The sequence below is a fragment of the Pedobacter namyangjuensis genome (assembly GCF_003313325.1).
Taxonomy (GTDB): Bacteria; Bacteroidota; Bacteroidia; order Sphingobacteriales; family Sphingobacteriaceae; genus Pedobacter; species Pedobacter namyangjuensis.
Map to the genome: position 1 here is coordinate 300231 of NZ_QMHQ01000001.1, position 20345 is coordinate 320575.

Genomic DNA, 20345 nt, shown 5'->3' on the forward strand with positions numbered 1-20345 from the left:
TGTTAGTTAAAATGTGTTAAATAACTTACTCTTGCTCAGCCAAATCAACCGCAACAACGCCGGTAATTTCTGGCACTGCTTTCATAATAGCTTGCTCAATTCCTGCTTTCATTGTCATGAAACTCATTTTACAGTTTCCGCAGTTACCTAATAATCTTAATTTAACCACCAAATCTGGCGTAATCTCTTCTATGGCAACATTTCCTCCATCGGCAATTAAATATGGCCTGATAGTTTCTAATGCTTGCTCCACTCTTTCAGTTAAATTCATTTTATTTATTTTAAAATATAAAAATAGTAATTTTTTAATAATTAGCCGTTTGCACGTTGTGTATAGAAATTTGCTGCGCTATTTTACCGGCAATAGCTGCAAAAGCAGCAACCATCGGACTATCACTTTCTAACGCAATTGGCTTTCCAACATCACCTGCAGCCGCAATTCCTTGTACCAAAGGGATTTCTCCCAAAAATGGAACATCATATTTAGCTGCTAATTCTTTACCTCCATCTTTGCCAAAGATGTAATATTTATTGTTTGGCAACTCTGCTGGAGTAAAATACGCCATATTCTCAACAACTCCGAGTACCGGAATGTTTATACCAGGCATTTTGAACATGGCCAATCCTTTTCTCGTATCGGCTAAGGCAACTTGCTGTGGAGTTGTAACTATAACCGCTCCAGCAATTGGAAAACTTTGGCAAATCGTAATGTGGATATCTCCCGTTCCTGGAGGCAAATCAACAATTAAATAATCCAGTTCGCCCCAATCTGCATCGTTAAACAATTGTTTTATCGCGTTAGAGGCCATTGGTCCACGCCAAGGCACAGGCTGGTCTGGATCTGCGAAAAAGCCTAACGATAAAAGTTTAATGCCATATTTCTCAATAGGCAAAATCAAAGTCTTACCATCTGCCGTTTCTCTTGCACTGGGTTTTGCACCAATTAAATCGAACATAATTGGAACAGATGGCCCGTAAATATCGGCATCTATTAAGCCAACCTTAGCACCGTCTGCGGCTAAAGTTACAGCCAAGTTGCTGGCCACTGTTGATTTTCCTACACCACCTTTTCCTGAAGAAACTAGAATAATATTTTTGATGGCGTTAAGTTGTGTAGTATCTAATGGCTTGGTAACTCTTGAAGTAATGTTAATATCTACTTCTGCCGTTTGACTTACGAAATGCTTAACAGCGTTGGTACAAGCATTTTTAAGCATATCCTTCATCGGGCAGGCTGGCGTGGTTAACTCTAAAGTAAAACTCACCTTTTCGCCCTCAATTTTCACATCCTTAATCATGTGTAAAGTAACCAGGTCCTTTTTCAAATCTGGATCTTCTACGTTACGCAACGCAGCTAAAATCTGCTCCTCAGTAATTATCATCGCTCAAAATTAACAAAACATAGGCATAAAAAATTTTCTATAACTGTTTTTGTTGTAATTTTAACACGAACTGAGACAAAGCTGACAAATGTTTGTCTTTTTCGAACTCCTTGCGACAGATGAGATACAATTAATATCTTCGCGAGAAATAAACATTTGCGTTAAGCGTTTGTTTAACAATAATTTCTACTTTAGTTTATGCAGCTACCAAAAATTAACATCCCAAAAAAATACATTAAGATTGGCGCTTGGGTTTTGGGCGTTTTATTTCTACTTCTAACTTCAGCGGGTGTTTATGCTTACAGCAAAAGAGAGGCTTTACTAAAAAAAGTAATGGCTAAAGCGGTTGCCAAAGCAGCAAAAGATTACGATTTAGAAGTCAAAATCGGCTCTGCCGGATTTAGCGGACTGAGTACCGTTACCATGAAAAACATTTCTGTTGTTCCAAAAGACAGAGATACATTATCTACCATCAGCGATATTACTGTCGGCGTAAAGGTTTTTCCTTTGCTTTTTGGCGATGTAAAACTTGCCGAGATTAAGCTTAATGACGGAGTGTTTAATGTTGTGTTAAAAGACTCGTTAACCAATTTGGATTTTATCCTTAAGAGAAAAAAGAAAGATAGCGTTACCACAAAAAGCAAAGTTGGGCTTGGAGAAATTGCCAACAATTTGCTAAACGAGGTGCTTTATAAAGTGCCCGATGATATGGAAATAAAGAATTTGGTGTTTAAACTTAACGACAATGATACCGCTTCTTTAAAGTTTTTAACTACAACCGCTACAATAGATGGTGGCGATTTAAAATCAACCATAATTGTTAACGATACGGTAGCAACGTGGCATGTTAACGGCGAGGTTGACGCTGGATCTAAGCATTTTGACATTATGCTTTTTGCAGATGGCAACAAGAAAATCGAACTTCCTTACCTTGAAAACAAACTTAGCACCAAAGTAAGTTTTGATACCGTTCGAACCCAATTAAAAGATGCCGATTACGGTAGTGATAATTTAAAAATATCGGGCTCTTGGTCAATAAAAAATCTGGTGGTAAACCAAAAAAGGATATCCAATGAAAATGTAATTGTTCCTGATGCAAAGATTGATGCCGATATGCTTGTTGGAGAAAATTTCATTTGTTTAGATAGCACATCTACTATATTTCTAAAAAATGCTTCGGTACACCCCTACCTAAAATATACCCTCTCTCCGAACAAAATTTACGAGATGAAAATAAACGCCGAAGAGCAAGATGCACAAGCTATTTTCGATGCCTTTCCGGTTGGTTTATTTGAATCTTTAGAGGGGATGCAAGTACAGGGAAAACTAAAGTACAACCTTAATTTCTACCTAGATACATCAATTCCGGATAGTGTAAAATTTGATTCGTCTTTAACGCCAACAGATTTTAAGATTTTAAAATGGGGCAAAAACGATTTGCAAAAAATTAATAGCGATTTTGTTTACACGCCTTATGAATATGGCAAACCGATGCGAAACATCACTATCGGTCCTTCAAACTCAAATTTTACTCGCTTAGAAAACATCTCTCAAAATTTTAAAAATGCTTTACTAACTTCAGAAGATCCATCCTTCTTTCGCCATCATGGCTTTGTAGAAGAGTCTATCAGAAAATCTATTGCCGTAAACTTTAAAGAAAAGCGTTTCAAACGTGGTGGTAGTACAATTTCTATGCAGTTGGTTAAAAATGTATTCTTAAGCAGGCAAAAAACCTTAGCCCGCAAAGCGGAAGAAATTTTAATTGTTTGGCTAATCGAAAACAACAAGTTAATCAGCAAACAAAGAATGCTTGAGGTTTATTTTAACATTATAGAAATGGGCCAAAATGTTTACGGGATTGGCGAAGCGTCTAGACACTATTTTGGTAAATCTCCTGCCGATTTAAGCATTGGTGAGAGTATTTTCCTTGCCAGTATTGTTCCAAAACCAAAAGCCGCCATGTATAAATTTATGAGCGACGGAGGCTTGAAAGGTTATATGTTACCTTACTTTAAATTTATTGGTGGCACCATGGCAAGAAGAGGTTTAACACCTGCTGATACGAGCGGTTATGGATTTTATAATGTGCGCTTACGCGAAGGTTTGAGACAATATTTATTGCCAGATTCTGCTGTAATAGATACCAATGCGTTGGATATGGACGATGATATTATGCCTCCAGGCGGAATGCAGGACAGCGGAAAAAATCTTTTCGACCGTTTATTTGGAACAAAGAAAAAAGATACGCTAATTAAAGCCCCAACTATTACTGATACCGTAAAAACAAGAAAACAACTTCGCCAAGAGCGACGTGAAGAACGTAGGAAAGAGCGAGAAAACGAAGGCGATTAATATGAATAACATAGAAGTAAACGGTAAGAATTTCGAAATTCTGATAGAAAATGATTCTATTAATAAGCGAACGCGATTAATTGGAATTCAGTTAAATGTAGATTACGAAAATCGTTGCCCAATTTTTATCGGCGTTTTAAATGGCAGTTTTCTTTTTATGGCCGATCTAATTAAAGAAGTTGATATAGCCTGCGAAGTCGGTTTTATTCGGGTAGCATCATACCAAGGAACCGAAACTACCGGAACTGTTAAAGAGACGTTTGGCTTACCCGATAATTTGCATGATAGAGACGTAATTTTGGTAGAAGATATTGTTGATACTGGTCATACCCTGCACTACATTCTAGAAAAGGTTAAAGCGCAAAAACCGGCTTCGATAGCCGTTTGCAGTTTGTTATTTAAACCGGCAGCATTGCAAAAACCAATAGAAGAGCTTAAATATGTTGGTTTCGAAATCCCTAACGAATTTGTAGTTGGTTACGGATTGGACTACGATGGTTTGGGCAGAAATCTTTCAGATATTTACAGAGCGGTTTAATAACAATTTACTCAAAATTCAATTTCACTTCAGCTTCAAATAATCATTACAAGACTAAATAAATCAGTTTTTTTTTACGATTTTTGCGACAAACTAAATTAAAACCCAATGACAATACACAAAGAAGGCTATACCAGCATTGCGCTTACCGTATTATTTATAATGTTGCTTAACGCATTTATCGATTATAAATTTGCAGATATCGCTTGGTTACGCTGGTCGGTTTATGTTCTTTCTTTAGCATTGTTTTTAATCGTTTTACAGTTTTTCAGAAACCCTTCCAGAAAATTTACAAACGGTGATAACTTGGTTATTTGCCCGGCAGATGGTAAAGTGGTAGTAATAGAAGAAACAGAAGAAGGCGAATATTTCAAAGATAAACGCCTACAGGTTTCCATCTTTATGTCGCCAGTAAACGTACACATTAACCGCAACCCAATTTCTGGTGTAGTTAAGTTTTTCAAATATCATCCAGGCAAATATTTAGCTGCTTGGAACCCAAAATCAAGTACCGAGAACGAGCGTACAACAACAGTGGTAGAACACGCAAATGGCACACCTGTTCTGTTCAGACAAATTGCCGGTGCCTTAGCCCGCAGAATTGTTTGGTATATTAAAGAAGGTGATAAAGTTGAGCAAACAGAACAATTTGGATTTATCAAATTTGGCTCTAGGGTAGATATTTTCTTGCCTGTTGGCACCAAAGTTAACTTGCAATTAGATCAAGTGGTTAAAGGCGGTATTACCGTTTTAGCAGAGCTTTAATTTGAGTTAATATCCATTTTTAATTCTTAGTGTAATAGAAGAATTAAAGCTAATGGCTTATAACTAGTTATGTTTACCGATTTTTTTTTAGAAAAACATTGTCGGCAATTCTTGGCAAATGCTGCCCTGCTTTTTGTTTCAACAAAAGCAGAAAAAGCTTTCGTTTTCACTACAATCAGGTTTATTTCACAAAGCATGTAGCTCTTAGGCAATATGCAAATCCGAATAGAAGCACGTACCTGCGTAAAATAAACGGGATTGTTGCGGTATCTCCCGATCCGATTTTAATCGGGATTCATCGGGAATAAAGCAAAAAAGCCCGACTAACATATAATCGGGCTTCTGTATTTGATTTTCAAATAAGCTTGCTACATCTTTTCTTCGGGCTTCTCGCCACCAACAGTTCTTTGAGTTGGGTAGGCAAATTCCGAACCGTATTGCTGTACAATTTCAATTGCCTTAAAATTTACGCGTTCTTTAACCTTTACCAGATCGAACTCCTTTTTCATTGGCACCAAGTAAATTATCTGAACATTTAATGAAGACTCGCCGAAAGAATCTAATGCAACAGAAGCATCCGTAGTGTCTGGATTTTCTTTTAAATAGCTTGTTAATGCTTCAATAATCTTTTTAATAGTTTCAGAACTGGTTTCATAAGTTAAACCGATATCAAACTTAACGCGACGAGCATTGCGCATGGTCAAATTTTCCAGTACGCCATCTATCATCGCCCTGTTTGGAATAACATAAGTGGTTTTATCGGCACTGCGTAATACTGTACTTCTAAAGCCTACGCGTTCAATCGTGCCTTCTACGCCATCAACTTTTACTACATCCCCAACTGTAAAGGGTTTATCTAAAAATATCAGGAAAGAGCCTAATAAGTTCTCTAAACTCTCTTTAGCCGCCATTGCAATAGCAATACCGCCGATACCCAAACCGGTAATTAAGCTAACGGCATTAACTTCGAAAACATAACCCAAAAGCACAAAGAACCCTATAAAAGAGATAATGAATTTTAATAACTCTTTTATAAATGGTACCAACTGATCGTCGGCTTTGTTTTTTGTTTTTGCCGCACGTACCAAAAGAACATGCGCAATAAAGTCTATAATTCTAAGTACAATCCAGAAAATGGATAGCAATATTAAGAATAGAAAAACCTTATCTACCAGCTCTCCAATTGTAAATGCTTCGTTTATTTTTGCAGTACCAACTGTTTTTTTATAATTGAAGAAGGTAACATTAAGCGGGTGTGTTAATTGCTTAATGGCAACGTACAGCGTAAAAATGCTGATAAAAAACTCAACTGGTTTTAACAATAAGGCAATAAAGGTTTCGGAATTAACTTGGTCGGCAAACTTTTTAAACAACCTAAAAATAAGCTGACTTAAAATTCTAGAAACTATTTTTTTGAATAATAAACCAACAAGAATAATAACCGCAATAATTAGGTATTGCTTAATGGTGTTACCCCAGAAAATTTGTCCGAAAAACTCGTTATTCATTTTTTAACTTTATACTAATTGTTTTAATGCAATTTCAAATGCGGTACTAGATAGGTTTGTTGGCTTGTTAGCGCTCTTGTAAACTGCTTGTAGTGCCTTCTCTATAATTGATGAAGCATCAGAAAAGATCGCATCATCGCTCATTTCTACGTTACGTTGCATTAGGTAAGCAAAAACTCTTGCCATGCCACAGTTTGCTATAAAATCTGGAACAACAGCCACATGATTATCAGCATATTCCATAATACTACCAAAGAAAATTTCCTTGTCGGCAAAAGGTACGTTTGCACCGCAAGCAATAACCTCTAAACCTGCCTTAATCATTTGGTCTACTTCTTCTTGTTTTACCAACCTAGAAGCTGCCGCCGGAACAAAAATCTCTGCGCCTACATTCCAAATTTTTTCGTTTGCCTCAGCAAAAGGAATTAAATTATCGGATACCAAGGTGTTGTTAACGCGGTTATTGAAAAGATTTTTAATTTCTTGCTCGCTAAAACCATCAGTATTAATTAAACCGCCAACGCGATCGATAATACCAACAACTTTTACACCGTGTTGCGCCAAATAATATCCCGCGGCAGCGGCAACATTACCCCAGCCTTGTATAATTGCTTTTTTACCCTTTAATTCTCCGCCCCAGATATTATAATAATGTCTAATAGATTCTGATACACCGTAACCTGTAATCATATCGGCCACTTTGTATTTCCTTTTTATGTCTGGTGTATAGGCTAAATCTTCGAGCACTTTTGAAACGCCATAACGTAATTGGCCAATTTGGTGTATGCGTTCGTTTTCTCTTGCTTGGTAGTGCCCGTTAATTACACCTTCTTGCGGATGCCAAAGGCCATAACTTTCGGTAATAGGAATAACTTCGTGTATTTCGTCTATATTTAAATCGCCACCTGTGCCGTAGTAACTTTTTAACAAAGGCATAACCGCTTTATACCAACGTTCTAAAACTTCTTTTTTACGTGGATCTGCAGGATCAAAGTTTATGCCTGACTTAGCACCGCCAATTGGCGGACCAGAAACGGTAAACTTAACCTCCATGGTTTTGGCTAGGGATTCAACCTCACGTTTATCCAATCCTTTACGCATACGTGTACCGCCACCAGCAGCGCCACCACGCAAGGAGTTTATTACAACCCAACCTTCGGCTTCAGATTCTTTGTCTTTCCACTCGAAAACAATTTCGGGTTGTTTTTCTTCGTACTTTTTTAATAAGTCTTTCATTTTCGTTCAGTTTTATAACGCAGAAAATAGCTTAAGCGAATTAAGCAAATTGAGCCATTTTAGCGATTAGATATTTGGTGCGGCAAAGATAGAAACAAAAAAACCTCCACGAGATTAATCGTGAAGGTTAAATTTTTTATAATAAGAATATTACTTTCTTAAAGATTTGATACGAGCTGCTTTACCAGTTAATGAACGTAGATAGAACAATTTAGCTCTACGTACTTTACCGTAACCGTTAACCTCTACTTTTTGAATGTTAGGCGAATTTACCGGGAAGATACGTTCTACACCAACACCATTACTAATTTTACGAACAGTAAACGTTTCGGTTGCACCAGCACTGTTACGTTGAATAACAACACCTTGGTAAATCTGAACACGTTCTTTATTACCTTCGCGAATTTTATAGTGTACACTTACTGTATCTCCTGATTTGAAAGAAGGAAACTCATTTTTTGTGATTACCTGCTCTTCTACAAATTTTACTAAATCCATGTTTTTAAGCTATTAAGCCGATTTTTTGTTGTTTAAAATCGGACTGCAATATTAGGAAATTTATTTTAAAAATAAAAGTAGATTTTGAAATTAATTTACTTTTTAACAATCCCGGTGTTTTCCACATTGCCCAAGTATTTATTTTTAGCACCCCAAAGGGGATTTTCGGCTATGCGCTTCAAACACAATAATTTGCATTTTAATTTATTTAAGTAAATCGGGCCTTCGCTCTTGCGTTCTTTTCAAAGCCTCTTCATGTCGCCAATTATTAATTTTAGCTTCGTGACCGCTTAACAGAATATCGGGCACCTTATGCCCACGCCAATCTGCCGGTCTGGTATAATTTGGTGCATCTAGCAGTTCTCCTTGAAAACTATCAGAAAGTGCTGAAGTTTCATCGTTTAAAACCCCGGGGATTAAGCGTACAACCGCATCTACCACCACCGCAGCTGGTAATTCGCCACCACTTAAAACATAATCGCCAATAGAAATCTCCCTGGTTACAAAAATATCTCTAATTCTTTGATCTATCCCTTTATAATGCCCACATAAAATGATAACATTTTTTAATGTAGATAACTGGTTTGCTATGGTTTGATTAAGTGTTTCGCCATCGGGGCTCATGAAAATTACTTCGTCATATTCTCTTTCGCTTTTTAGCTTTTCTATGCATAAAGCAAAAGGCTCTATTGACATAATCATACCACTTCCGCCACCGTAAGGATAATCGTCTACACTTTTTTGCTTGTTAGTTGCATAATCTCTAAGGTTATGAACCACAATTTCGGCCACGCCCTTTTTTTGTGCACGTTGTAAAATAGAATGTGCAAAAGGACTGGTTAATAAATCTGGCAAAACTGAAATGATGTCAAAACGCATAGCGCAAAGATAAGCAACAAAAAGAAACCAGAAGTTTTATTGTTTATATTCCTCTACTTTTCGCCATATTTCTCGCCATTCTACTGTTGCGTATCCAGCTTCAACCTTTGTTCCGCCCTCGGTAATTAACAATTGGTGTTTACCTTCTGTTATAAATTTGTAGCTAAAGTTAAACGTCTTTCCTATGCGACTAGAATCTGCAGCAAACTTGATGTTCTCCTTAACTTTTCCATCTACAAATTCTGCGAAATGTGCTTTACCTACTATGAAAGAGCCATTGGGCGTAGCTGCAATTTGTAAGTAATTTCCCTTTTCATCAAAAGTTCTAAGCACGTTGTATGCTGGTCTTTCGCCATTTGGTGTAGGCGGAATAGTTAGTTCCCAGACGCCCGCTAGCTTATCTACCTGTGCAAAAGCTAGGTTTGTAGCTAGTGTAATTAAACAAAGCATTAATAATTTTTTCATACTATCTTTTTTATTTTGAAAACGGTAAATATTTAGACGATATTAATTTTTCTTTATGGTTTCTACTTTTCGCCACAATTCGCCCCAAGCATAAGTATCTTTTCCATTAACTACTTTGTGCCCTCCTTGAATAGAAAAAAACTGGTTCCCTTTTGGATCATTCATAAAAGCACATTTTAAGGTCGATGTTGTATTTGCTAAGTTTGGACTTATAGAATAGTTGATGCTCTCTTTTAGAAGACCACCATCCAACACTTCGATTTTTGCCGTTTGCCAAACCACAGTACCCTGTTCTGATACTTTTAGTTGAAGACAAAAACCTTGTTCGTCAAATACTTTGAGCGTGGTAAGAAATGGCTGTTTTGGAGCGTCTGGAGGGAGCGGTTGTTTCACAAATTCCCATGCACCAATAAATTTAGAAAGATCAATCGCTTGTTGTGCGATAGCATTGTTCACAGAGATAAACAGCGATAAAATCGCGAAGTAGAGCATTATTTTTTTCATTATATCTGGTTTAGACAACTAAATATAATAATAATCGTTTAATTAACGTCAATCAAACGATTATTCTGTTCCGACATATTTCATCAAAAAACTAATCTCCTTCCTCTAAATCGAAAATTTCTTCAACAGGCACACTAAAAACCTTTGCCATTTTTAAAGCCAATACAGTTGACGGAACATACTTTCCAGATTCTATTGTATTGATAGTTTGACGAGAAACCTGAATCAACTCTGCCAATTCGGCTTGCGTTATATTTTTAATAGCTCTTTGTACTCTTAAATTATTTTTCATAATTCATTCCCTCCTCAAAAGTATTTAGCTGTTTGTTGTTTCGAAATCTTACGTATTCCATTCTTAACACAAAATAAACTAATAAAGAAAATTGTGCATATAGCATAAGAAATAAATAAAATGCCGAATAAAATAATAATGTTCCTAAAAGCAATACGCCGTAATTAAAATAAACAGCCAATTGCAGACTCTCTAATCTTTGTTGCATCACCATCTCATCTTCTATCTTATTTTTAGAAAACGACCAAACTAGAAGTCCCGTTATCATTACAAAATAGGAAATTACAAATAGCAAATCATTTGAGCTAAATATAATATTGTCCTTCGCTTCGAAGACAAAAACCGTTAAACCAATTAACGTTAAAATTACACCGACCGAACGAAACGGCACATTTGGCAAAAATTTTGGTTTACCTACTACGAAACTATCCGCTTTAGCGTATTTTAAATAATAATACCTAATGATAAAAATTAAGAGGGGCGAGAAAATATTGAGCTCCAAAATATGTTCGCCAACAAAAGGTATTTCTTTAATGTAATTTACCAGCAAAAAGCCAAAATTGTAAATAATGTAATAGATCATCACGCTCCAATACAAAGAATTAAGCCGCAATCTGGCTGTTAATTCATCTTCTTTTTTTCCTTTTGAAAAAGCAATAAATAGCAATCCTACAATTACTAAGAACACCGCAAGTTCATTTGTAAAATTCTCAAATGCATTTTGAAAAAGGTTACTTTTCTCTCGCATTTGAAATCCGAATCCGGGAATTTCGTAATTATGGAAGATGAACAAATACCCTAATACAAAACCAGGGATTACCATTAAATAGCCAACAATATTACACCATGTTGGAAACAAGAATTTACTTTTCATTTTTAAATCTTTTAAGTTCACATTAGACTACAAGATTGCGCATCAAGTTTGTTTGAACAAATGTAAAGTAAAATTGACAATAATGTCAAATATATTTTACTAAAAGATTAAATTATTTTACAAAATAGCTTAAATCGTCCACTGATCGTGGATTACTGCTACTAAAAAATAATCGTTGTTTTGTTTTTCGAACACTAACCGAAGACTAGACCAGTCCATTCCATTAAGTTTTTGATCGAAACCGCTAAAATGATAATCTAGGAACTGACTGTTTGGGTAAACCGATTTTAGATTATTAGTAGTATTACCTTGCTTAATAACCTCATTAAAGCCAACAGCTTCGGCGCTTAGGTAATCAGCATTATAAACAAATTTATCAAGATATCCGGTTACGGAAAGCTTTATTGGCTCCCCAGTACCATCATAATTACCCCAAGTTAAAATCCATTTTTTATCTATCGCATCAAGAAAATCTTCGGGCATTATTTTTTTTGCTGACGCCGTATCTACATAGCCATATGGAGAAAACAACACCCCATTAACCGCGAAGAACTTGCTGAGTTCTTTGTAGTTTTTATCTTTTAGCAGTTGTAGAACTTGTCGCCCAACGGCTGTTATAGAATCTTGAGTGCTAAAATTTGGCTTTGCCGAAGCAGGTTTCTCAACGGTATCTTTCGGCTGTGAAGTTTTATTATCAGTATTATTGCATGCGGCCAGAGTAGCCAATAAGCAAAATAAAATTATTAGGCGTTTCATTTTATGTTAACTTACAAAACGCCAATATTGTTTTAGTGAATGGTTTTAGGTTAAATAAACATCCAGCAAGCCTTCTGGTAGGTTTACTAAAATCGTCTCCTCTTCATCATCAATTTCAACTATAATGTCGTCATTTAACGGAAACATAATTTCGGTTTTTTTATAAAGTACCGTAGCTATAAATTGTTGCGGATATTCGTTAACAGCTATTATTTCGCCCAATTCTCCATGCGTCTCATCAGATGCAGTAAAACCTTCTAAATCGAAATAGGTAAACTCGTCTTCTCCACGCTCCGGCATTTTATCCAATGGTAAGTAAACTTTCTTTTTAACTAGTGCTTGCGCTTTATCAACGTGGTCCAAATCATCAAAGAAGAAAAGACCTGTGCTATTTGGATAAAGTTTATGACTTGCAGTAAAAAACGGAACCATTTTTCCGTTCATATCTGCAAAAAGCACATCAAAGTCTAACTTTTCGTAATCGTCGAACTCGAAAAACAATTGCAATTCGCCCTTTAAGCCCTTTGTTTTTGTAAAATAACCAACGTAAAATGCTTCTTCCTTTTTCATACCTCAAACCCCTAAGTAGGTTTTAAATTCTTAATAATAAAAATAGCGTCCTGAAAAATCAGAACGCTATCATAAGTTAAAACTAATCTAAAAGACTAAGCTTCTTCTTTTTTGTCTTCTTCTGTAGCTGGAGTTTCTGCTACCACTTCTTCAGTTGCAGCTTCAGCAGCAGGAGCTTCTTCAGCAACTACTTCTTCTTCAACAACCTCTTCTGCTACTGGTGCATTTTTCAATGCAATAGCTGCAGCACGGTCAGCATTTTTCTTAGCTTCAGCAGCTAAAGCAGCTTTTTTAGCTTCGCTTTTGCTCGAGTTTAAGTTCTCTTTTTTACCTTCAATTTGGCCGCCTTTAGCTTCTAACCATTGAGCAAATTTAGCATCTGCTTGTTCTTCAGTTAAAGCACCTTTTTTAACGCCACCTTGTAAGTGTTTTTTGTACAACACACCTTTGTAAGAAAGAATAGCACGAGCCGTATCAGTTGGTTGTGCACCTTTGTTTACCCAGTCTAAAGTTTTGTCGAAGTTAATTTCGATAGTTGCAGGGTTGGTGTTTGGGTTATAAGAACCTAAACGCTCAATAAATTTACCATCTCTTGGAGAGCGTGAATCTGCTACTACCACGTGGAAAAAAGGCTTACCTTTTTTACCGAATCTTTGCAATCTGATTTTAGTTGCCATTTCGTTATAAGTTTATGTATTCAACATAGTTCCCGGAGCTTCATGCTTGCGGGGATGCAAAAGTAAGTAATTCGCTGATTAATTGCAAATTGAAAAATAAAAGAGGATTAAAGAATAAGGAACAAAGACAGAGCGCTCAAATATGTCTTGCCTGCCCATATAGTTTTCCCAAGTTCACAAAGCAGGCTTTTATCCTTGCTCCTTCATCCTTGTTCGCCTATCTTTACCTTTATGAAGATAGCTATAGATATGGACGAAGTCCTTGCCGATCCAATCGCCAAATTTGTTGAACTCTACAATCGTGACTACGGAACGCCTCTAGACTTAAAAATTGAGCCTGGAAACGAAATGTTTCAGCATGTGCCAGAACACATTAACCATAAATGGTTTGATTATATTAATGAAAAAGGCTTTTTTAGAAATCTGCCTTTAATAGATGGAAGTGTTGAAGCTGTAAAAAAATTGCAGGAAAAATATGAGGTTTACATTGTATCTGCCGCTATGGAGTTTCCGAATTCTTTAGAAGATAAATACCACTGGCTAGCAGATCATTTTCCATTTATTAGTTGGAAAAACATCATGTTCTGTGGCGAAAAAATCGTAAATACGGATATTATGATTGATGATAGAGCCAAAAATTTCATTGATTTTAAAGGCAGAACGCTTTTATTTACCTCGCCACATAATTTATTGCTTAACGACTATGAACGCGTAAATAACTGGCAAGAGGTTTTAGATAAGTTAATGTAAGCAAAGAGTTAGAAAGAGACTAAAAGTCTGGAAGATTTAGAAAGACTTAATTTGAAAGGCAAAACCTGCTTTTTAAATTTGTGTTAGCCGGGCTTTTCGCTGTATTCCCGATTAAAATCGGGAGATGCCGCTTCTATCCCGCTTACTTAACTTCGGCTTTTGTTGCTATTTGAGTTAGCTCCTGCAAGACTAAAAAAATACTTACGAAGTTTTCCCGGTAAGAAACTTCGTAAGTTTAAATAACTACCTAAAAAGTAAACTCGCCAACCAATCGTTCTCGGTCGGTTGTTTTCTCTAAAGGCAATACAATTATTTTTCTTTGCTGTTGGCCAGTGGCGTAACGGGTATAAATTTCGGCAGTTACGGTTGTTGGGCCGCTAATAGTAAACTGCCTATCGCCGTAATAATTAACATGAATTTTGTATTTGCCCTTAATTGCTTTCTTCAACATAAATTGCTCTGGCCCATATCCAGCGGTAAAGTCGTTGCTCATTCTACCCCCAATTGCTGTTGTTGGGCTACCATAATAACATTTTTCCCCATTCGGATCAGTAACCCACAAATCAATGTCCGTATCGTTTTTATTCCAGTTCAAAACAACCCTTACATCAACAGGCAAGGGCTGTATCAATCGTTTGTCTATAGCTTTTGTATTTAGTTTAGAACCGTATCTGGTAATTAGGTTGTTTAGCTCCGCCAACACAATTTCCTCTATCCCCTGGTCTCGTCCCTGAATTTGGGTATTATAACTTTGCGCTAAAACCTTATACAAATAATCCAATGCCTTTTGGTGCTGACCCAAATCTGCCAAAATCAGTGCGTAATCTCTGTAACTTTGTGCATCCATTGGGCGCCATTGCAAAACTTTTTCTGTTGCAAACAGAGCATGAGCGTAACTTTTGGTTTGCTTTAATTTATACGCTAGCAACTTGTAAATATCAGCGTTTTCTAACTCCAAATCTGCAACACTACTTAAAATGGTTAAAGCTCTAACGCTATCTGCCTGCTGATAAAAATAGTTTGCAACATCAAAATAAAATGTTGGTGTACTAACATACTGTGGCCTTAAAGTTAAATACTGTTGATAAGCAACATCACCTTTACCGGTTATCGATTTCATGTAAGCCTTATCGCTTTTGAATTCTGGGATTACAATCACAGTTTGAGGGACAGTTGTAGTTTGATCTCTAGAAACCCGAACTCCTGCAACTTTGCCAGCTAATGCCTGCGAATTAATTGTTGTTACAGAACCAGCAAGTGAGCTTTTTTGCTGACTACTATATCCTACAATTACAGTTTCATTCAGCATCGATTTGCTTTCTTGTTCTCTATTTGCAACAATTCTTGCCTCATCGGCTTGCCTACGAGGTGATGGTGGTGGCGCAGCATTAGCTACAGGAGGAGGCATCCTCATGGCATCTACCGCAACAGCAGACACCGTTTCACTACGTACATTTCTACCCTCACCCGTTGGGGTTGGGTAGTTATTATCGATTTTCGGTTTTTTAACCACAAATACAGTATTCCACCAAGTTTTTAGACTTTTGCTCATCTCAACAGCTCTATCGATAAGGTTGTTTTTTCGTTCTAAAATTGCTTGGCTACGCTGTTTCAAAACCGCATCATATTGTTGCCTTAACTCAGCGGGCGGAACAATATCATATCTCAAATAGTCATTTAAATCTTCTAAAACTATAAGACTTGTATTTCTTGTTACTATACCAAATTGTTTGCCTAGTACGCTAATGTCATCTTTGTTTTGCTCGTACTGGATGTCCATTTCGGCAATCTTTTTTTGCGCCCAAATTCTATTTACATCTATACTGGCCAACGGTTGTGCATTTGGATCTAACCTAACAACTTGCTCGCTTACAACATTGTTCCCGTAGCCAAACTGAAGCGTAATGCTAGTGCTGAATTCGCTAGAAATACCCGCAACTGCCAAGTGGCCGTTTACATTCACTTTCATAGACGGGTAAGTTTGGCGAACATCTGTGTTGTTTTTAATGCCCAAAAACTGGAGTTGTTCTGTGCTTAACTGTTCAAAAGCATGTTCTACGGTGCTTGTGTTTAGGTTAACAAATTGTCCGCCTGTTTTTAGGCTAATGTATTTTAGGGTGCTATAATCTGCTTTTTGAGTAGAGTTAACCGTGTGCACTGGCTTTGTAAATGCAATGGTATTTTTACTAAATGTAGATAAGCCGTCGGTAAAAAAAACGTACTCATCTGCATTTAAAATTTGGGCATTTAACGCACTAAAGTTGGTGCCACCATCGTAAACAACTGCTTCTAATTTTCTTTTTAACTCGTCCCAATTTCCGTTTACTATGCTAAAGGTGCCAGCATTTTTAAAAGTGTTATTTAACAAGCCTAGGTTTATGGTTAGATTTTGCTTTTGTTTAACGATCAGATCTAGCAATGCCATTTCTTTTTTTACATCTCTGTGCATACCGCTTAAAGAAGCATCCCAAATTAAACCAATTTGATTGCTCCATACGCGAGGTTTGGTTTGGCTTTTTGGAAAAACGTTTACCAAAAAATAATAACCTGTACTTGCTCTTTGCATCTGAACTTCGGGCATATCGCCACGTTTTGGCAACTTTATGGTAATTCCTTTTTCTGGTTGATAATTTGTTTTTGCCATTTGGGCAATGTAATTATTACCTGTTGCATTTAGTTTAAAACTACCATCTGGCTGTTCTGTTAATTCTGGCCTAACAAGCGCATCAAGAACGCTTGTTTTTAAATCAAATTCTGGTATTTGCTGGTCGTATGCCAAGGGCAGATGATAGGATAACACGCTTTCTTTTGTAAACTTTAATTCCTCCTCATAGCCTACAATAATGGTTCGGCTACCATTTGCAGGCATAGGATAAATACGCGTTCTAAAATTATTACCTTCAACTTTTTCTAATAATCCTGGGTCTACTCTTCGTCGCTGAATGCTCTCGAAAACCTCTGTTGCTTTTGCTTTTTCAACCGGAACAGCTTCTCTCATTTTACCGTTGATATCTAGGGCATATCTGCTGATGCTAACGCCGTCTGGCATTGGAAAAGTTAATTCGCCTTCTAAAATTTCGTTGGTATTGTTATGAAATGTCATGGTCATAACCGTTGTTGCAATGTTGCCCGTTATTTGAACATCTATGGATAATTTTTGAAGCTTTACCGCTTCTTGCTGAGTGTTGGGCGTTTTAACTTTTAACACCGGCATTTGTGCCTTCGCATAACTTATTTGCAGCAGCAAAACTGCAACAAAAACGTGTGATAATTTTGTAAATAGTTTCATGGGTAAGGTTTTTACAATTGATGCAAAAGGAAATAGATTTGCATAAATATTTTTTTACATCCACTACCAACACGCTGATTATTAACAGAAAAGAAGTAAAATAAACCTTATGGAAGCGAGCACGAAGCCCGGATAATCGGGCGAGTAAAGCGGACAGAAGGAAGCATTTTGATAGATGCAGTGCCATTGCTTTTCAAAAAAAAGCCACAATTAACGCGTGGCTAACTGTGGCTTATGAAATGTTTTCTAAACAATTACATAGACAAAATCTCGACTAGCTTAAGCCAAGTTGGCGTAATGTCGTGCGCATCGATATGCTTTATGGTCTGCGAAAACGGTGTAAATACAATTTCTTTATTTACTTGTCCGGCCATTACATCTGTTTTGCCTGCGATAAGTGCCTCTACCGCAGCAACGCCCAAACGACTTGCCAATACGCGATCCATACAGCTTGGTTTACCGCCACGCTGAATATGGCCAAGTACTGATATACGGATGTCGGCGTTGGGAAACTTCTCTTTTAGCGTTTCGCCAACTACGTAAGCGCCACCAGCTTCATCGCCCTCGGCCACTATAATTATTTTAGATGCCTTATCTTTTCTGCCGGTTTCTAAACGGTGCACAAGTTCTTCAGATCCTACTTGCGCTTCTGGAATTAAAATTGCCTCTGCACCTACACCAATACCACTTCGCAAAGCGATTAGGCCCGAATCGCGACCCATTACTTCTACAATAAAAAGCCTGTCGTGAGATTCTGCAGTATCTCTAATTTTATCTACCGCATGTACCACGGTATTAATTGCCGTATCGTAACCGATGGTGAAATCTGTACCCACTAAATCGTTGTCAATTGTTCCTGGCAAGCCGATAATTGGAAAATCGTACTCTTTGCAGAAAATATCTGCTCCGGTAAACGTTCCGTCGCCTCCAATTACAACAAGCGCATCGATATCGCTTTCCACAAGGTTTTTGTGCGCTAATGCCCTACCTTCTTTAGTTCTAAACGCATCGCAACGAGCAGTTTTTAAAATGGTACCGCCACGTTGAATAATATTGCCCACAGATTTTCCATCCATTGGCGTAAAATCTGCCTGAATTAGGCCTTCATAACCGCGGGTAATTCCGGTTACTTTAATGTTGTAATACAAGCTGGCCCTAACCACAGCTCTAATTGCGGCATTCATGCCTGGCGAATCTCCGCCAGAGGTTAATACCCCGATATTTTTTATTTTCGTCATTATTTATTCTTTTGTGCAAACTCGGCTAAACCCTTATCCAAATATGCCAAGTATTTTTCTATGTTAAATTCAACGCCAATTGGTGGAGTTACCAGCTCTTTCCCGTCAGTGTCCAACAATACGTAATAAGGTTGTGCAAGTGTTTTAAATCGGTCGCCTTGTAGGTGCTGAAACTTTAATCCAACAGAGTTAACTTGTGTTTTTAAAACGTCTGATTTGAATTGTTCTTCTGCTGGCAACTCAGTTTTATCATCGGTATATAAAGATACAACTACATAGTCTTCTTTAAGTTTTTTTAGCACTCTTGGGTCCGACCACACCCTTGCCTCCATTTCCCTACAGTTTACGCAACCGTGGCCGGTAAAGTCTAAAAACAATGGTTTGTTTACTATTTTTGAATAAGCCAAAGCTTCTTCGTAATCAAAAAAACCATCTATGTTATGCGGAATATGTAAAAAATCGCTGTACTTACGTTTTGCTCTATTTGGATCAGTTACCGTAGCCGATGTAGTGCTTGCGCCTTGCCCAATTACAAAATCTTGCGTAGAGAGCGGAGGTAATAAACCGCTTATTGCTTTTAATGGCGCACCAAACAAACCTGGGAAAAGATATAGCGCAAAGGCAAAAGAAATACCGGCTAGCGTAATTCTTGGTATAGAAACGTAAGGCAAATCACTATCGTGAGAAAATTTGATTTTACCAATTAAATACATCCCTAGCAGTATTGCCAGAACGATCCAAATTCCAATAAATATTTCGCGGTCTAAAATACCCCAGTGATAAGATAAATCTGCTGTTGATAAGAATTTTAGCGCAAATCCAATCTCTAAAAAGCCCAAAACCACTTTAACAGAGTTTAACCATCCACCAGATTTTGGTAATGAAGTTAGCCAACTTGGGAAAATAGCAAACATGGTAAAAATTAAAGCTAAGGCTAATGAAAACCCGAACATTGCTATTACCGGAGTTAACAAATCTTGATCTATTGATACCAATACACTACCAATAATTGGCCCTGTACAAGAAAAGGAAACCACAGTTAATGTAGCGGCCATAAAAAATATTCCTGTTAATCCTTTAGAATCTGATTTAGCATCCAATTTATTCACGAAAGCGCTCGGAAGCGTAATTTCGAACGCACCTAGAAACGAAATACCAAAAATTAACAGTATTAAGAAAATAAAGATGTTAAAAAAACCATTTGTTGAAAGCTGGTTTAAGGCGCTTGCACCAAATATAAGCGTGATAATTACGCCTATTAGAACGTAGATTACAATTATAGACAAACCGTACAGCATTGCACCTTGAATACCTTTTCCTTTAGTTTCGGCACGTTTTGTAAAAAAACTTACGGTTAAAGGTACCATTGGGTAGATACACGGCATTATGAAGGCCGTAAAGCCACCTAAAAATCCAATCACAAAAATTACCCAAAGGGATTGTTTAGCTTCAGCTTTTGCAGTATCGGCCGCAGCAGGAGAAGGTTTAATTTTTGCACTATCTACATTTGTGGTTGCAGGTTGCACTTTGCTATTTGCAATACTATCTTCTTCAGAACCAATGGTTGTAAAATCCAAATCGTCTGGTGCAGTTGCGGTAGTGTCTTGTTGCAGTTTAAGCGCTAAACTTTGCGAGGGATTAACTAGTAAAAATATGCTGAAGAAAAATATCAGGATGCTTAACTTTTTCATTCTATGTTTTTAAGGCGGTGAAATTAATAAAAATCTTTTGTTAACGACGGCTAAAGAACTTTAGCAGGCATTTACATTGCA

General features: G+C 37.1%; 20 protein-coding genes. 4 read left to right on the top strand and 16 right to left on the bottom strand.

The window, feature by feature from the left end; all coding sequences use genetic code 11:
• Positions 1 to 25: 25 nt before the first annotated feature.
• Both DUT69_RS01430 and DUT69_RS01435 read right to left on the bottom strand, forming a co-directional pair.
• Positions 26 to 271, bottom strand: coding sequence for a NifU family protein (locus DUT69_RS01430; RefSeq protein ID WP_113651353.1), 246 nt, complete (start codon positions 269 to 271; stop codon positions 26 to 28).
• 34 nt (positions 272 to 305) lie between these two features.
• Positions 306 to 1382, bottom strand: a complete 1077-nt coding sequence (locus tag DUT69_RS01435; protein WP_205314197.1) for an Mrp/NBP35 family ATP-binding protein — start codon at positions 1380 to 1382, stop codon at positions 306 to 308.
• 198 nt (positions 1383 to 1580) lie between these two features.
• Between DUT69_RS01435 and DUT69_RS01440 the strand changes: the two genes are divergently transcribed.
• From DUT69_RS01440 to DUT69_RS01450, 3 genes are all read left to right on the top strand, one after another.
• Complete coding sequence (locus tag DUT69_RS01440) at positions 1581 to 3734, top strand: transglycosylase domain-containing protein (protein WP_113651354.1); 2154 nt, start codon at positions 1581 to 1583, stop codon at positions 3732 to 3734.
• A gap of 1 nt (position 3735) precedes the next feature.
• Entirely contained in the window at positions 3736 to 4272 is a 537-nt protein-coding gene (gene hpt, locus DUT69_RS01445; protein WP_113651355.1) for a hypoxanthine phosphoribosyltransferase, read from the top strand.
• A 108-nt stretch (positions 4273 to 4380) separates the two neighbouring features.
• Positions 4381 to 5037, top strand: coding sequence for a phosphatidylserine decarboxylase family protein (locus DUT69_RS01450; RefSeq protein WP_113651356.1), 657 nt, complete (start codon positions 4381 to 4383; stop codon positions 5035 to 5037).
• 368 nt (positions 5038 to 5405) lie between these two features.
• Here DUT69_RS01450 and DUT69_RS01455 read toward each other — a convergent pair whose 3' ends face one another.
• The 11 genes from DUT69_RS01455 to DUT69_RS01505 form a co-directional block, all read right to left on the bottom strand.
• Positions 5406 to 6545: a mechanosensitive ion channel family protein gene (locus tag DUT69_RS01455; RefSeq protein ID WP_113651357.1), complete on the bottom strand. Its 1140-nt coding sequence runs from the start codon at positions 6543 to 6545 to the stop codon at positions 5406 to 5408.
• Between the two features lie 9 nt (positions 6546 to 6554).
• Positions 6555 to 7781, bottom strand: a complete 1227-nt coding sequence (locus DUT69_RS01460; RefSeq protein ID WP_113651358.1) for a Glu/Leu/Phe/Val dehydrogenase dimerization domain-containing protein — start codon at positions 7779 to 7781, stop codon at positions 6555 to 6557.
• A gap of 150 nt (positions 7782 to 7931) precedes the next feature.
• Complete coding sequence (rplS, locus tag DUT69_RS01465; protein WP_113651359.1) at positions 7932 to 8279, bottom strand: 50S ribosomal protein L19; 348 nt, start codon at positions 8277 to 8279, stop codon at positions 7932 to 7934.
• Between the two features lie 204 nt (positions 8280 to 8483).
• Complete coding sequence (gene trmD / locus DUT69_RS01470; protein WP_113651360.1) at positions 8484 to 9158, bottom strand: tRNA (guanosine(37)-N1)-methyltransferase TrmD; 675 nt, start codon at positions 9156 to 9158, stop codon at positions 8484 to 8486.
• Positions 9159 to 9194: 36 nt separating this feature from the next.
• A complete protein-coding gene (locus DUT69_RS01475) occupies positions 9195 to 9623 on the bottom strand; it encodes a hypothetical protein (protein WP_113651361.1) in 429 nt (142 codons plus the stop codon).
• Between the two features lie 42 nt (positions 9624 to 9665).
• Positions 9666 to 10127 carry a hypothetical protein gene (locus tag DUT69_RS01480; protein ID WP_113651362.1) on the bottom strand — a complete coding sequence of 154 codons (462 nt, stop codon included), beginning with the start codon at positions 10125 to 10127 and terminating at the stop codon, positions 9666 to 9668.
• Positions 10128 to 10218: 91 nt separating this feature from the next.
• Positions 10219 to 10419, bottom strand: coding sequence for a helix-turn-helix transcriptional regulator (locus tag DUT69_RS01485; protein ID WP_113651363.1), 201 nt, complete (start codon positions 10417 to 10419; stop codon positions 10219 to 10221).
• Positions 10409 to 11293: a hypothetical protein gene (locus DUT69_RS01490; RefSeq protein ID WP_162796147.1), complete on the bottom strand. Its 885-nt coding sequence runs from the start codon at positions 11291 to 11293 to the stop codon at positions 10409 to 10411. The genes DUT69_RS01485 and DUT69_RS01490 overlap by 11 nt, the downstream gene beginning before the upstream one ends.
• A gap of 129 nt (positions 11294 to 11422) precedes the next feature.
• Positions 11423 to 12049 (bottom strand): membrane lipoprotein lipid attachment site-containing protein, encoded by a 627-nt coding sequence (locus DUT69_RS01495; RefSeq protein ID WP_113651365.1) that lies wholly within the window; start codon positions 12047 to 12049, stop codon positions 11423 to 11425.
• 45 nt (positions 12050 to 12094) lie between these two features.
• Entirely contained in the window at positions 12095 to 12619 is a 525-nt protein-coding gene (gene rimM / locus DUT69_RS01500) for a ribosome maturation factor RimM (RefSeq protein WP_113651366.1), read from the bottom strand.
• 95 nt (positions 12620 to 12714) lie between these two features.
• Complete coding sequence (locus tag DUT69_RS01505; RefSeq protein ID WP_113651367.1) at positions 12715 to 13296, bottom strand: 30S ribosomal protein S16; 582 nt, start codon at positions 13294 to 13296, stop codon at positions 12715 to 12717.
• Positions 13297 to 13527: 231 nt separating this feature from the next.
• Between DUT69_RS01505 and DUT69_RS01510 the strand changes: the two genes are divergently transcribed.
• Positions 13528 to 14046, top strand: coding sequence for a 5' nucleotidase, NT5C type (locus tag DUT69_RS01510; RefSeq protein ID WP_240186628.1), 519 nt, complete (start codon positions 13528 to 13530; stop codon positions 14044 to 14046).
• Positions 14047 to 14293: 247 nt separating this feature from the next.
• Here DUT69_RS01510 and DUT69_RS01515 read toward each other — a convergent pair whose 3' ends face one another.
• The 3 genes from DUT69_RS01515 to DUT69_RS01525 all read right to left on the bottom strand — a co-directional run bounded on the left by DUT69_RS01515 (position 14294) and on the right by DUT69_RS01525 (position 20264).
• Entirely contained in the window at positions 14294 to 17335 is a 3042-nt protein-coding gene (locus DUT69_RS01515) for a VIT domain-containing protein (protein WP_113651368.1), read from the bottom strand.
• A 254-nt stretch (positions 17336 to 17589) separates the two neighbouring features.
• Positions 17590 to 18573 (bottom strand): 6-phosphofructokinase, encoded by a 984-nt coding sequence (pfkA, locus tag DUT69_RS01520; protein ID WP_113651369.1) that lies wholly within the window; start codon positions 18571 to 18573, stop codon positions 17590 to 17592.
• On the bottom strand, positions 18573 to 20264 hold the full coding sequence (locus DUT69_RS01525) for a protein-disulfide reductase DsbD family protein (protein ID WP_113651370.1): 1692 nt from the start codon (positions 20262 to 20264) through the stop codon (positions 18573 to 18575). The genes pfkA and DUT69_RS01525 overlap by 1 nt, the downstream gene beginning before the upstream one ends.
• Positions 20265 to 20345: the final 81 nt, after the last annotated feature.